This window comes from Alteromonas sp. DYW1 (assembly GCF_059752595.1).
On sequence record NZ_CM186038.1, the window covers coordinates 3,786,862 to 3,799,765 of the forward strand.

At 46.3% G+C, this 12,904-nt stretch carries 15 protein-coding genes; 4 read left to right on the plus strand and 11 right to left on the minus strand.

The genetic code is table 11. The features are described from left to right. Position 1 precedes the first annotated feature (1 nt). Positions 2 to 769: a glycosyltransferase family 2 protein gene (locus AC121Z_RS17195; protein WP_498125555.1), complete on the minus strand. Its 768-nt coding sequence runs from the start codon at positions 767 to 769 to the stop codon at positions 2 to 4. 13 nt (positions 770 to 782) lie between these two features. Then, a complete protein-coding gene (locus AC121Z_RS17200) occupies positions 783 to 2,249 on the minus strand; it encodes a capsule assembly Wzi family protein (protein WP_498125556.1) in 1,467 nt (488 codons plus the stop codon). Between the two features lie 141 nt (positions 2,250 to 2,390). On the opposite strand from AC121Z_RS17200, the gene coaD reads away from it, so the two are divergent. Next, complete coding sequence (gene coaD, locus AC121Z_RS17205; protein ID WP_498125557.1) at positions 2,391 to 2,885, plus strand: pantetheine-phosphate adenylyltransferase; 495 nt, start codon at positions 2,391 to 2,393, stop codon at positions 2,883 to 2,885. Here the strand turns inward: coaD and mutM are convergent. The 8 genes from mutM to radC form a co-directional block, all read right to left on the minus strand. After that, complete coding sequence (gene mutM / locus AC121Z_RS17210; protein ID WP_498125558.1) at positions 2,882 to 3,694, minus strand: bifunctional DNA-formamidopyrimidine glycosylase/DNA-(apurinic or apyrimidinic site) lyase; 813 nt, start codon at positions 3,692 to 3,694, stop codon at positions 2,882 to 2,884. The genes coaD and mutM overlap by 4 nt on opposite strands. Before the next feature lie 10 nt (positions 3,695 to 3,704). Continuing rightward, positions 3,705 to 4,157, minus strand: coding sequence for a hypothetical protein (locus tag AC121Z_RS17215; protein ID WP_498125559.1), 453 nt, complete (start codon positions 4,155 to 4,157; stop codon positions 3,705 to 3,707). A gap of 113 nt (positions 4,158 to 4,270) precedes the next feature. Continuing rightward, positions 4,271 to 4,426 carry a 50S ribosomal protein L33 gene (gene rpmG, locus AC121Z_RS17220; protein WP_010179093.1) on the minus strand — a complete coding sequence of 52 codons (156 nt, stop codon included), beginning with the start codon at positions 4,424 to 4,426 and terminating at the stop codon, positions 4,271 to 4,273. A gap of 12 nt (positions 4,427 to 4,438) precedes the next feature. Next, the gene (gene rpmB / locus AC121Z_RS17225) at positions 4,439 to 4,675 is read right to left on the minus strand and encodes a 50S ribosomal protein L28 (protein ID WP_100644102.1); all 237 of its coding nucleotides are present in this window, start codon (positions 4,673 to 4,675) and stop codon (positions 4,439 to 4,441) included. A gap of 152 nt (positions 4,676 to 4,827) precedes the next feature. Beyond that, positions 4,828 to 5,667, minus strand: coding sequence for a glycosyltransferase family 2 protein (locus AC121Z_RS17230; RefSeq protein ID WP_498125560.1), 840 nt, complete (start codon positions 5,665 to 5,667; stop codon positions 4,828 to 4,830). A gap of 5 nt (positions 5,668 to 5,672) precedes the next feature. Next, positions 5,673 to 6,422, minus strand: a complete 750-nt coding sequence (locus tag AC121Z_RS17235; protein ID WP_498128295.1) for a glycosyltransferase family 25 protein — start codon at positions 6,420 to 6,422, stop codon at positions 5,673 to 5,675. 11 nt (positions 6,423 to 6,433) lie between these two features. Next, entirely contained in the window at positions 6,434 to 7,588 is a 1,155-nt protein-coding gene (locus AC121Z_RS17240; protein WP_498125561.1) for a glycosyltransferase, read from the minus strand. A gap of 12 nt (positions 7,589 to 7,600) precedes the next feature. Beyond that, positions 7,601 to 8,275, minus strand: coding sequence for a RadC family protein (gene radC, locus AC121Z_RS17245; RefSeq protein WP_498125562.1), 675 nt, complete (start codon positions 8,273 to 8,275; stop codon positions 7,601 to 7,603). Positions 8,276 to 8,358: 83 nt separating this feature from the next. On the opposite strand from radC, the gene coaBC reads away from it, so the two are divergent. Beyond that, positions 8,359 to 9,585: a bifunctional phosphopantothenoylcysteine decarboxylase/phosphopantothenate--cysteine ligase CoaBC gene (coaBC, locus tag AC121Z_RS17250; protein ID WP_498128296.1), complete on the plus strand. Its 1,227-nt coding sequence runs from the start codon at positions 8,359 to 8,361 to the stop codon at positions 9,583 to 9,585. Further along, positions 9,585 to 10,172, plus strand: a complete 588-nt coding sequence (gene slmA / locus AC121Z_RS17255; protein ID WP_498125563.1) for a nucleoid occlusion factor SlmA — start codon at positions 9,585 to 9,587, stop codon at positions 10,170 to 10,172. Before coaBC ends, slmA begins: the two co-directional genes overlap by 1 nt. A 255-nt stretch (positions 10,173 to 10,427) precedes the next feature. On the opposite strand, the gene AC121Z_RS17260 is transcribed toward slmA, so the two are convergent. Then, positions 10,428 to 12,083, minus strand: a complete 1,656-nt coding sequence (locus AC121Z_RS17260) for a M28 family metallopeptidase (protein WP_498125564.1) — start codon at positions 12,081 to 12,083, stop codon at positions 10,428 to 10,430. A gap of 198 nt (positions 12,084 to 12,281) precedes the next feature. Between AC121Z_RS17260 and AC121Z_RS17265 the strand changes: the two genes are divergently transcribed. Further along, a complete protein-coding gene (locus AC121Z_RS17265) occupies positions 12,282 to 12,851 on the plus strand; it encodes a TetR/AcrR family transcriptional regulator (protein ID WP_498125565.1) in 570 nt (189 codons plus the stop codon). Positions 12,852 to 12,904: the final 53 nt, after the last annotated feature.

Below are 12,904 nucleotides of genomic sequence, written 5' to 3' on the forward strand. Positions count from 1 at the left end.
TCTAGGATTTGCGTAAACCTTGTTCGATTAGCTTCGCTTCTTTTAAAAATGCATAATTAGCATTCAAACTCGCGAGGATAAGGCCGCGAAGTCCAAAGGCAAATAGGCGTTTAAACACGTACTGGCGTATAAACTCTAACGGCAAAATCAATATTAACTTAAGGATCGATCCACGTTTATTGCGGCTGAATTTTTCGCGCGCTTTCAACGTTGAATATTGATTTTGCTTACTGACTAAGGTGTGGATATCGTCGTAGCCAAAATGATCAAAGCTTGCCGACGTAGCACCGATTGCTCCCTCGACCAAGGCGCTTTCATGCACCTGCTGTTGAGTGTCAAAGTGCGCTTTCAAACGGCGATAAAGACGTACATTGTTCGGTCTACTGATGGCTGCAGGCGGCATCTGACCAATGAACATATCGTTGCGGTCGAAGCGCAGCGCGTCTTTATCGGTAGTCGCAATGAAATCCCGGATTGCGGTTAGCATTGCGGTAGTGACTTGTTCATCAGCGTCTAAGTTCAAAACCCACTCTTGAGTGCATTTCTCCAATGCAAACTGCTTTTGTCCTGCATAGCCCAACCAGGCTTGGTCGTAGACCTTAGCGCCAAATTCACGAGCGATTTCGCGGGTGTTATCCGTACTGCCAGAATCGACCACGATAATTTCTGCAAATGCTGACAGGCTCTGCATCAGCCTTGGCATATGCTGAGCTTCATCCTGCGCCACAATAAAAACACTGACGGGTAGCTTATTGCTTGCTTCTGACATGGTTGCTCTCACTTTAATCCAATACCGCATAACGGATGTGCAGGTAGCCATTAATATCCGTTTCGGCATCACGCGCTTGAATGGCAAACTCGCGATAGGCGAGATTTGCACCTAATTTTATTTGCCAATCACCAATTGCGGTTTGGTAAGCTCCGCTGATATACCAGATATCTTCCTGAACAGCGTCGCGCAAAACTGGAGAAGGCCTTTGGCCATCAGGATTTAGCTCAATGCGACTGAGTTGCAGCTGGACAGAGTCAGCTTCCCCCACATGCCAGCGACTGCCCAACGTTAAATACTTAGCATCGCTGTCAAACGTGCTCCCAATTGCGCGACCATAACGACGATAACCGTCCGGATAAGTACCACTTTCATAATAACAATTAGTCACTGTACTGCCATCACCCGCACACGCGATGTTGGTATCACTGGTTTCCAAGAAGGTATATACGCGCCCAAAATACGTTGATATCCCGAATAAATTTGCGTTGTCTGTAATTCGGTAGCCATCAACAGCATCTTCGCCAACACGTTGAGCGTACAGTGAAACCGGCGAATCAAATAACGAAAACGTATATTTAACATCAAAGCCAGCAATATGATTCCCAACCGTAGTATTTAGCTCAGACTCACAGCTTACGGCACCATTGGCACATTCCTTTTGAAAGGTAAGGACGTCGAAAAAACCGGACAAGCCGTTATTTTGCCCTTCACCGCCCCACATGGCGGCCCATGAGGCACCAATCTCAAGACCAGCCAGCGGCTTCGCTGTGGCGCGTGCACGCCATAGCTTAATGCCAGAGACTTCTCGTTTTGCCTCTAACTCGCCTAGCTGCGCAGTAAAAAACCATGGGCCCAACCAGCTCACCCAAGGCGACTCCGATTGTTCTGTCGTCGCACGAGAAAGGGAAAGCACCGGCACAGGTCGGGCATTATCGGTTAACATTAGACTACTCATCTGGCCGGGGCCCCACCACTGATCCATAGCACTTACGGCTATATTCCAATCCGCAAGTTGCACAGCCAAATAACTTTGATCAAAATGTCTTTCACCACTCGGTTCTAGGTTTACAGACAGTTGTGCTGACCAACGACCTTTGGTGTATTCGGTGCTTTGGGTCAGGCGACCAGACACTCGTTGTTCAGCGTCAAAAGCAGTAAATTGTGCCTCTTCACTAGCTGCATATGCATCGAGCGTTGTTTGCCACGTGCGGCGTTGTTGAATGGCCAAATAATGTTGCAAGCGCAGCACTGACAATTGCACATGCGTTGGATGGTTCGAGAGCTCGATTTTTTCTAGTTGCTGCGCAATGCCTTTCCATGGGACCGGATAAGTCGTCACTGCCACATCCAGAAGCGAGTATTCCGCCAGTTTCACTAAGTCGTGATGCAACTGTGGGTCTAAAGTCCCCACCCAAGGAGTAGCAGCAGTTTTACTACTTATGCCAAAACACAACAATAACGCGACAAAGAAACGCAAACCTTGACTCTCGTAAGACTTTAACTCGCTCTGATCCTAGCGGATAAGCCTTAGAATATATAGGCAATTCAGCGAATAAATTGCATCAAATTCGGATTCCATGTAGTGTTTCGCCAGTCTAGAAACGAGAGTCATTGGTGTATGCATACACGAGCAATTTACCCAGGCACATTCGATCCTATTACTAATGGTCACGCTGACCTTATCGAACGAGCAGCACAAATGTTTTCCAGTGTACTGGTCGGCATTGCGGCCAATCCGAGCAAAAAGCCACTATTTAGCTTGGCTGAGCGTGTTGCCATGATCAAGGAAATTACCGCACATCTAGACAATGTCGAGGTACTTGGATTTACTGGACTTTTAGCTGACTTTGCTGACTCGCAAAATGCCACCGTTTTGATCCGAGGATTGCGCGCGGTATCTGACTTCGAGTACGAATTCCAATTGGCTAATATGAATCGCCGCTTAAACCCTAAATTAGAAAGCGTATTTTTGACCCCCGCGGAGGAAAACTCCTTTATTTCTTCCACCTTGGTCAAGGAAGTGGCTCTGCACCGCGGTAACGTCAGTGAGTTTTGCCATCCAGTCGTGCAAGCGGCCTTACAAAAACGTTTGCATGAAAAAAGTGGCAGTTAACGCTGACACTGTGGACAGAAGAAGGTATTGCGTTGTCCGATCACCTGGCTTTTGATGGTTGTTTTGCACACCTCACATGATTCGCCAGCACGCCCGTAAACGCGTAAGTGTTGTTTGAAATAACCCGGGTTACCATCCGCCTGAGTAAAGTCTTTTAGCGTAGTTCCACCTTGCTGTATCGCCGCAGCGAGTACTTGCTTGATATTCTCCGTAAGCACTTGATAGCGCGCTCTAGCGACTCGCCCTGCAGCACGGCGCGGATCAATTCCACTGAGGAATAGCGCTTCATTCGCATAAATATTCCCCACCCCAACGACCACCTGATTGGTCATTATGAAAACTTTTACCGCAGTTGATTTACCGCGCGATAAATCATACAGCCGCTGCCAATCAAATTCGTCGGTCAATGGTTCAGGACCTAAGCCTGACAAAATAGCCAAAGGTTCAGCACCTTGAGCTTGCCATAGACAAGCACCGAAGCGGCGCGGATCATTTAAACGCAAGCACTGCCCATTCGATAACTGTAGTTCAATGTGATCATGTTTTACCAACGGCAAACGCTGGTCCACCACGCGCAAACGACCAGACATTCCCAGATGCAAGACGATGCTGCCTGGCGCTGTATTGATAAATAAATACTTCGCCCGACGCGTAACAGAAAGCACTTGCTCGCCGACAGCAGTTTGCACCGTTTCTGGTACGGGCCATCGCAATGCAGGATTATGCACTCGAATTGCTGTAATTGTTGTCCCCTCGATATGCGGGGATATACCTAACCGACTGACCTCAACCTCTGGTAATTCAGGCACGCAAACTTCCTTAATCTTGGTTAAATACTAACTCAGTAAAAGTGGTATTTTCGAGTGTGTACGTGTACTCACCAATCTGCACAAAATCACCGTCTTCGCTCATATAAAGTACAACTTCAGCGGGCGCAGACTGCCGCGCCAACCAAACCTTAGCAACCACTTGCGAGTTTGGTGTTGGCACTGAATCTGCCGGCTGTAAACGGGCTTCCAGCCAATGGGTAATCAAAGCATCACCTGAGCTACGCTGATGTTTATCTGGATCAATTAGCCGCCATTGCGTGCCAGCTCGCTCTAAACGGGCAGAGCCAATATCAATCCGCAGCACCATATCATTTTCGCCAATCAACTGTAACTGAGGCGTTGCCTTTGGCTGCGGTAACCACTGATCAAGATTAAACAATGCGATCATCACTAACATGGCAAAAATAATGACGTTGTTTAACGCGCGTGCTGATAGTTTCAAAGAACACTATACCCAAACAAAACGTGACCTAAGCTTACCTGATTAGGAACCGAGTTAAAAACGCAAAAAACCCGGGCTAAGCCGGGTTTTTAAAAGGAGACAAAAAGTAAGAATTACTTAATCTTAGCTTCCTTGAACATCACGTGCTGGCGAATTTTAGGATCGAATTTTTTGATCTCCATTTTGCCAGGCATATTACGCTTGTTTTTATCAGTGGTGTAGTAAAAACCGGTACCCGCTGTTGATACTAATTTAATTTTATCACGCATGGTTTAGGCTCCTTAAACTTTCTCACCACGAGCACGGATATCAGCTAGTACTGTATCAATACCCTTTTTATCGATGATACGCATACCCTTTGGAGTAAGGCGTAATTTTACGAAACGATTTTCGCTTTCAACCCAAAAACGGTGGGTTTGTAAGTTTGGCAAAAAGCGACGACGAGTCGCGTTGCGCGCGTGCGAACGGTTATTACCAACCGCTGGACGCTTTCCTGTCACTTGACATACTCTAGACATTTTTTGTCTCCAGAACAACGTTTACAATGGTGTTGCCACTAGTGGCTACTTCCCTTAATGACTAATCAATAGCCGGGGAGCAACACAGGCATCCAACCTACAATTAAGAGGGCGCATGTTATACAGCAAACGCCAACAATGATCAACAAAATTTAACCAGGATCTTGTTCCGATCGCGCGATCGCCTGTTTAATTCCAAATTCTGTCTCAGTCTTTCGTTCACGTTTGGTGACCGCTCGAATTGCAGCATTTTTGTCACGCATCTCTTGTTTAACATACCCACGCGCATGATCTAGGTGCAGGCAGATGGCGGAATAGCGGATTTGCTTTGACTTTATCCCAGCATTAAACAGCCGCTCTCCTAACTCGCGATCTTCACCACCATACTGCATGCGCTCGTCAAAGCCATTGGCCGCAAATATATCACTGCGCCAACCCGAAGCGTTGTGACCATTCCAAGTTGCTTTGGTTGGCGTTAATGAATTCAGGAGTTTCTCTTTGAAACCTGAAGCGGTGAGTTTCATTGTCTTGTGGGTTTTCCGCAAACCATGGGCTAACAACCACTCCAGATCGAATGCTCGCCCGGTTTCAATATCTTCTCGGGTGATCGCCTTACTCGTTTGCAGCGGTAATTTAAAATAGCCTCCCGAGAGAAAATAGCCGGGCTCACGTCGTTGCATGTGCACCGCCAAGAAGTCGCTACGCAAGACACAATCACCATCTGTGAATAAGATATATTCACCCTCACTGGCAATCAGAGCCTTATTCAATATCCGTGTTTTTTGAAAGCCATCGTCCGGTTGCCACACATGCTTTACCTTGCGTCCGGACTCATTTTCAAACTGCGCGATGGTCTCTGCGGTCAGCGCATCAGAACCATCGTCAGCAATTATAATTTCAAAGTCTTGGAAGGATTGATAATGCAAACTCCATAAGGTCTTCAACATCCAATCAGGCGAGTTATAGGTTGAAAAAATGACCGACATTTGCATGCGATTTACCTCTTTTGAAGCTGTGCTAACGTCGCTAAGCGACGCTTATTATAAAATCGATTTTGCCAATAGAAACGCCACATATTGCGCAACTTTTGCACCTTGCTCTGTCGCGCGCGCTTGCGCTTCGCCACATTCTCAATATCACTGCTGTCCTCAGCATTGGGACTCGCCGGATAGGGCATTAGTCCAAATAAACGCAACTCCTTTTCCCACCAATACTGTAAATCAATATCAATAGGGCGAATGATCGGCAAACTGCGCCCAAGTAATTTTTTAGCTCCCGCCAAGCTAATCGCTTGTGCACAGGTTCTGGCTGGCACTTTAGCATAGGTGACACGATTGAATTGGTTAAACACGGTTTGATGCAAAATCGGGCGCTTACGCGCATGTTGCGCCAGTTTTATATAGTCCCAATCTTTGGGCATGTCTTGAATAACCATCATGGCGTCGGTGAGAGTCTTATCCAGTTGCACGTCATCTTCGAGTACTAGCGCACGCTGAATATTTTCATCAACCATGCGCTGCCATACTAAGCGATGACTTAAATAACAGGCAATTTCACCTTTGTTCAGGGACTTGTAATAGGCCTCTGGATGATTGGGTGCATACACCTCTTGCATATGCTCGGATGACAAATTACTTCCATCAACCGCATCAATCCGTTCAAAAGGAATTCGTAATGCCGTTAATTGTTGGCTTATGTTGGCCATTCGATCTTTTGAACGCGCCAAATTAATAACGAAACAAGGCATTTCTGACACAGCTAATCTTGCCTCCTTGGCATGGGTGACGACGGTATGAGCGCTAAATATTGTTTGGCAACTTGCAAGTGATCAAATGTCGCAGTAAGTCTGACAATGTTATCACTCATCGGGCTCTCAAGTCGCTGTGTAATTGCTTGGGCTAATTGCTCGGGCTCATTCGGCGGTACCAGAAATGGTTTATGCTCACCCACCAATATTTCATTTGGACCATACGGACAGTCAGTAGCAACCACCGGTGTACCACAGGCAAGAGACTCCACCAGCACATTCCCAAAGCCCTCATAATCCGAACTCAGTATTAAACACTTTGCCCGTTTGATCCAAACATAAGGATTTTGCTGAAACTCAACAACCACCACTCTTTCCGCTACTCCCAGGCGCTTTGCTAACGCTTGCAAACCGGTTTTATTGGAAACCAAGCAGATCAATTTCAATGATTTGTCTGGTAGCTGTTTTACTGCGTTGAAAAGCACATCGTGGCGTTTCTGCTTGGCAAACCGGCCAATATGCAATAGATAAGGGAAGTCAGGTAGTTCTTTGCAGGTTACTTGACTGGCCGCGCGGATCGATTGTAGATCGAATGGATTATAAATTGTGGTGATAGAATTCGCGACAAACAGATGCTGTTGTTCAACTTCACGTGCTAATGCGTTGGATACAGCAATAATATTTTGTTTATGTAACGCTTTAAATAAGCGCCGTTGACGCAAATACTTAAGTGGTCCCATCTGCATTGCACGCCTTAGCGTAGGCATGATGGCATTGTGTACAACGTAATAACACGGCTTAAACTGGCACACTGTAACAATGTAATTAGTCTCGTCTAAATTCGCTAAAAAAAAATCAAATGCTGCGTCGTTATGCTCAAGCGCGGCGATCAAATCACTTAACCTTTCTGCATGCCGTTTGCGGCGCCATGGATGCGCCAATTTAGCGCGCCTTTGGGTGTATAAGAAGTGAATAGGGATGTGGCTAGGGATAGTGTATTCTTGGCGCTTTTGCAGACTAATAATCTCAGCTCGGTGGCCTAGCTCAACAAAAGCGTTAGCCAACGTGATCACGACCTTCTCGGCACCACCACCAGCTAATGAATCAATCAATAAAGCAATACGTTTACCGCTGCTCTTGGCGATATCATCAAATGCTGTATTCAAGTCTGGGAGTCCCTAGATTAAGCCTCGTTGCGCGAATGATACCGTATTTGTGCTCCCAACCACAAAATGATCAAGAACGCTAACGTCTATTAACTCCATAGCGGCAACAATACGTTGAGTAATATCACAATCAGCTTGGCTCGGCTCTGCATTTCCCGATGGATGATTGTGCGCCAATATCACCGCCGCCGCATTGTCAGCGATCGTTTGACGTATCAATTCGCGTGGATACACAGCAGCACAATTGATCGAGCCAAAAAACATCTTTCGAAAGTGCAGGAGTTGATACTGACTATTCAGCGTTAGCAAAGCGAATACCTCTTGTGCTAAATGCGCCATCTCGAGTAACAGAAAATCACTCACCGCAGCCGCATCATTGAACGTCGGGCGGTCTGTAAGTCGTTTTTGTACGCTGCGACTCACGAGTGCGCGAGCGGCCCTTAACAAGGCTATCTTAGCACTGCCGATACCCGTGACTTGACGCAGTTCATGCTCAGTAGCGGCAAATAACCCTGCAACATCACCAAAGCGCTGTAACAACGTCTGTGCTAATGCCAGCGAATTCTGACCAGCAATCCCGGTATTAATCAGAATTGCCAACAGCTCAACATCGCTCAGCCTATCGACGCCGTGTATTAACAACTTTTCTCTGGGTCTTTCAGCTACCGACCAATCAGTTATTCTCATCTGTGCTTTCCCTTGCTACTATTTAGTTCAATAAAGCGTATTGCGTGCACAAAGTCGCCGTCCACAAGGTCAGTCTGTATCCGATGCAATTGAAAGATAAACATATTCTTCTTGGTGTAACCGGTGGTATTGCCGCTTATAAAACGCCCGACTTAGTGCGCAAGTTAACCGCTGAGGGTGCGATCGTACGGGTGGTTTTAACAGCTTCAGCAGCTGAATTTGTGAGTCCATTGTCGTTACAGGCAGTGTCAGGAAATCCGGTCCATCAACATTTGTTGGATGAAGACGCTGAAGCCGGTATGGGGCATATTGAACTTGCCAAATGGGCCGACATTTTATTAATTGCGCCTGCTACCGCTAATTGTATGGCCAAGTTGGCGCACGGCATTGCTGATGATCTGTTGAGTACGCTCTATCTTGCAACATCTGCCAAGGTCGTCATTGCGCCAGCGATGAATCAAGCGATGTGGTCACATCCGGCAACACAGGCTAACCTGGCAACATTACACACTCGACAAATTGCGATTATTGGACCCGCTAATGGTGAACAAGCGTGCGGTGATGTTGGTGCAGGTCGAATGACTGAACCCGAAAGCATTACTGCACAATTATGCCAACATGCCACAACGATTAATGCGAACTTACTGGCTGATGTGGATATTGTTATTACCGCCGGTCCCACGCGCGAAGCCCTTGACCCAGTGCGTTATCTGAGCAATCACAGCAGTGGCAAGATGGGCTATGCGATAGCAGCAGCGGCTGCTCAGGCAGGCGCGAAGGTGACTTTGGTCAGCGGCCCAACTGCTTTGCCGCCACCCGCAGGCGTTAACCTGATCCGAGTAGACAGCGCTCTGCAGATGCACGCTGCGGTTATGCAGGTCGCGACTCAATGTGACATCTTTATCGCAACTGCAGCAGTAGCTGATTATCGTTGCGCAACAATTGCTGAACAAAAGATTAAAAAGAACTCAGATGAGTTAACACTTACTTTTGTTAAAAACCCTGATATTCTAGGTGACGTTGCGTCATTACCGACACCACCGTTTACACTTGGTTTCGCTGCAGAAACCCATGAGCTAGAACATTACGCGCAAAGTAAATTGCGTAATAAAAAGCTTGATATGATAGCTGCAAACGATGTATCGAATGCCGATATAGGCTTTAATAGTGACCAAAATGCATTACACGTATTTTGGTCCGACGGTGACCAGAAGCTGACAACTGCACCAAAGCACGTAGTTGCTCATCAATTGTTAGCATTACTGGCAAGCCAATATAAATTAAAACAAGAAACTCACGGAACCGATTAATGCCAGCGACTAAAAAACCCAATCGTCGTGCTCAAATCCTGCAATGCCTTGCTGGAATGCTCGAAACTAATCCAGGCCAACGTATAACAACCGCCAAGCTTGCTGAGAAAGTTGGTGTTTCTGAAGCTGCGTTGTACCGCCATTTCCCTAGCAAAGCACGAATGTTTGAAGGATTGATTGAGTTCATCGAAGAAGCTTTGTTTACGCGAATCAATAAAATCGTAAATGAAGAGAAAGACGCAGCCGCACGCTGCCAAATGATTTTGCATTTGCTATTAGGTTTTGCGGAAAAAAATCCAGGTATTACGCGTATTCTCAATGGTGATGCATTATTGGGTGAGCAGGAGCGTTTGCGCGCTCGGATTGCAAAGCTTTACGAGCGTTTAGAAACGCAGTTGAAGCAAGTCTTACGCGAGCGCAAGCTACGGGAAGGTAAGGAACTGCCTGCTGATGAAGGCATTATAGCCAACATGCTGGTATGCTACGCTGATGGACGGATCAATCTTTTTATTCGTAGTGAATTTAGTCGTAAACCGACCGAAGACTTTGCCGCGCAATGGGTTTTTATTAAAAACCGCTTCTTTTGATTCAATCAGTAACCGCAACTTTAGTTGCTATTAGCCCCTAGTGTTTAATGCCGCTTTAAACGTATGCGAGTCCGCTTACGTTACAGTCGCTGTCGCATGGTCATAGTACGTCACAAGTTAAACAATAAAATACAACCCGGCTGATACATAGCTGCAATGGTTCTGGATACAAATAAGGCCGCATATAAGCGGCCTGTTTTATGCTACACCATTCTGCAAAAGACTAAAAAATTGCAGAGCTAGCTTTGGCATGAGCTATTTTGCTTTTCCAAAGGTATCTCCGAAAAAGTCACCCTCATTCCATGCTGGACGCTGCGCTTGGTTCGCCAAGGTTAACCCAATCTGGGCATTCACCGCCGTGAACTTGGTGGCTGCATTCCAATCGAATGACTGGTTCATATCATCGGAAGGTTTATGATAATTAGTGGACAAAAAGTTGTTTAATACTTGACTGCCATCTATTTCAGGGTCAACAGCTTTGATACCTGGTACTAAGAAGACCGCAGGGATACCTTGCTTAACAAAGCTATAATGATCCGAGCGCGTAAACAGCGCTTGTTCCGGCCAAGGATCGGGGCTCAAGGTTAGGCCAACATTCTTCGCTGCATCCTCAACTGAAGCCTTCAGATCACTATGGCTTGCACCAAACGCGATGACATCAGCAAACTCGAACGTCAGTAATGGCATATCTAAATTGACATTAGCGACCATGCTCTGCTGTGGCACGGTTGGATTACGCGCGAAATAATCCGCACCAAGTAAGCCTTTTTCTTCACCGGTCACCGCGACAAATAAAATCGAACGCTTTGGTTTTTCGGATAGCTGACTAAATAAACGCGCGGTTTCCAGCATCACGGCTGTGCCTGATGCGTTGTCCATGGCGCCATTATTAATTTTGTCCTGTTTAACGGTTTTTGAAAAACCAATATGATCGGAATGCGCAGAATAAACCACATATTCATTTTTTAAATCAGGGTCACTACCTTCAATAATGCCAGCAACATTCGGACTGGTTATGGTTTTATGTTCACTCTTGCGACTTAACTCCACTGATGTTGCTAACGCAAAGCCGCGCGGTACTTCGTCATTCTCAAGCTGCTGATAAATATCATCGAGGGATTTATCTGCACCTTCAAACAATTGCTTGGCTGTATGCATGGGTAAATACGCGCTTCCGATTAGGCTCGGCTGCACATTTTCAGGCTCACCAGCAGCGTTAAGCCAGCGCATAGACGGTGTATGTAAGTAACTGAGTGAGCGTTGATATGGACGGGTCTTCTCAGACTGTGGCGTGACAATAGAAATGATACCAATGGCGCCATTCGCGGCAGCATATGCCTGTTTTTGACTGCCCGACGCAAAGTGCGCACCTTCTTCAGTAGGAAAATCCTTTGGCTTACCGGATAAAATCACAACGATTTTACCTTCTACATCTAAACCTGCGTAATCATCATGATTTAATAAGGGGGCCGTGATCCCATAGCCCACAAAAACCAATTCTGCTTGCACCTGCGATTCAGTCCGCACGGTATCTGGCCCCATGATAAAGTCTTTTGGGTAATCAAAAGTCTGACTTTGTCCGTCCGCACCGGTTAAGACCATTACCGGAGAGTCTTGATCGAGAGTCGCATAGCGAAAGTTAACACGCTGCATATAAGGTGAAGCGGTATCGGTGCCCGCGGGCTTAAGTCCATATTTGGCAAATTCTGTCGCAATATATAATGATGCGATTTCATGCCCTTGGCTGCCAGTTTCTCTACCTTCTAACAAATCATCGGCTAAAAACTGCATATGCGCTTTAATGCGCTCTGCGTCAGGTTTAATTGGCTCGGCGTTCGCGCTGAAACCAATGACCAGCATTGACAGACTCGTGATCGCTGTCAAAACAATCGTTCGGGTTTTGCGTCTCATGATTCTAACTCTCGATATTGCAACAAATTAAACGCATAGTTTATCGTACTGGGTGGAAGATAAATACATGGATCCCGTTCAGCAAACCGCCATAACCCACCACTGGTCGAAAGTATTTGGCTCAGAAAGGCGAAAGCGCTTGACTAAACATAATCAGTGACTAGGCTAGAGAATAAAGATTCTCGAAAAGGTGCCCAAATGCCTCGTGCTCCTCTTTACAACTTAGAAGAAGTCATGGAACAAGCGATTGATGTATTCTTAGAGCATGGTTTTCATGGTGCTGTTATGGATGAAATCATTGCGCGTACCGATTTTAATCGGCGTGGTTTCTATCGCGAGTTTGGTAGCAAACAAAAATTTCTCTATCGAGTCATCGATTTTTACCTTTCCACCCAAATGAAGCAGGTCTTAGTTGCCTTGGAGCAACCCCAAGGGATCCAAGCGATACATGAATATTTTGATCGTTACTTAGCATTAGTCAGTGGTCGCGGATGCTTATTGGTAAATAGTATTACCGAACTGGGTCATGACGATCCAACGATCAAAGACATCGGCCGACACTATCTTGATCGGTTGCAAATTGACTTTATTGGTTGTTTAGAACGAGCCGTGAATAATCATGAGATTTCACCTGACACGCCGGTCGAATCTGTCGCATTACAATTAACGAGTTACGTACAAGGTTTTGCGGTCAACGCTATCCTTGTAGAAGACAATCAAGAGCTAAAAATGGCAACGCATCGGTTGTTAGGTAGCGTACAGCATTAGGAACCGCCGCCGTCAATCTTTTCGGTGTTTCTCCACGTATGCATCAGCATGCA

What these genes read in the sequence shown, in the direction of transcription:
- AC121Z_RS17260 (WP_498125564.1), bottom strand. Translation starts at nt 12,083, where the DNA reads ATGAGACGCAAAACCCGAACGATTGTTTTGACAGCGATCACGAGTCTG.
- AC121Z_RS17195 (WP_498125555.1), bottom strand. Translation starts at nt 769, where the DNA reads ATGTCAGAAGCAAGCAATAAGCTACCCGTCAGTGTTTTTATTGTGGCG.
- AC121Z_RS17265 (WP_498125565.1), top strand. Translation starts at nt 12,282, where the DNA reads ATGCCTCGTGCTCCTCTTTACAACTTAGAAGAAGTCATGGAACAAGCG.
- coaBC (WP_498128296.1), top strand. Translation starts at nt 8,359, where the DNA reads ATGCAATTGAAAGATAAACATATTCTTCTTGGTGTAACCGGTGGTATT.
- slmA (WP_498125563.1), top strand. Translation starts at nt 9,585, where the DNA reads ATGCCAGCGACTAAAAAACCCAATCGTCGTGCTCAAATCCTGCAATGC.
- rpmG (WP_010179093.1), bottom strand. Translation starts at nt 4,426, where the DNA reads ATGCGTGATAAAATTAAATTAGTATCAACAGCGGGTACCGGTTTTTAC.
- radC (WP_498125562.1), bottom strand. Translation starts at nt 8,275, where the DNA reads ATGAGAATAACTGATTGGTCGGTAGCTGAAAGACCCAGAGAAAAGTTG.
- rpmB (WP_100644102.1), bottom strand. Translation starts at nt 4,675, where the DNA reads ATGTCTAGAGTATGTCAAGTGACAGGAAAGCGTCCAGCGGTTGGTAAT.
- AC121Z_RS17230 (WP_498125560.1), bottom strand. Translation starts at nt 5,667, where the DNA reads ATGCAAATGTCGGTCATTTTTTCAACCTATAACTCGCCTGATTGGATG.
- coaD (WP_498125557.1), top strand. Translation starts at nt 2,391, where the DNA reads ATGCATACACGAGCAATTTACCCAGGCACATTCGATCCTATTACTAAT.
- AC121Z_RS17235 (WP_498128295.1), bottom strand. Translation starts at nt 6,422, where the DNA reads ATGCCTTGTTTCGTTATTAATTTGGCGCGTTCAAAAGATCGAATGGCC.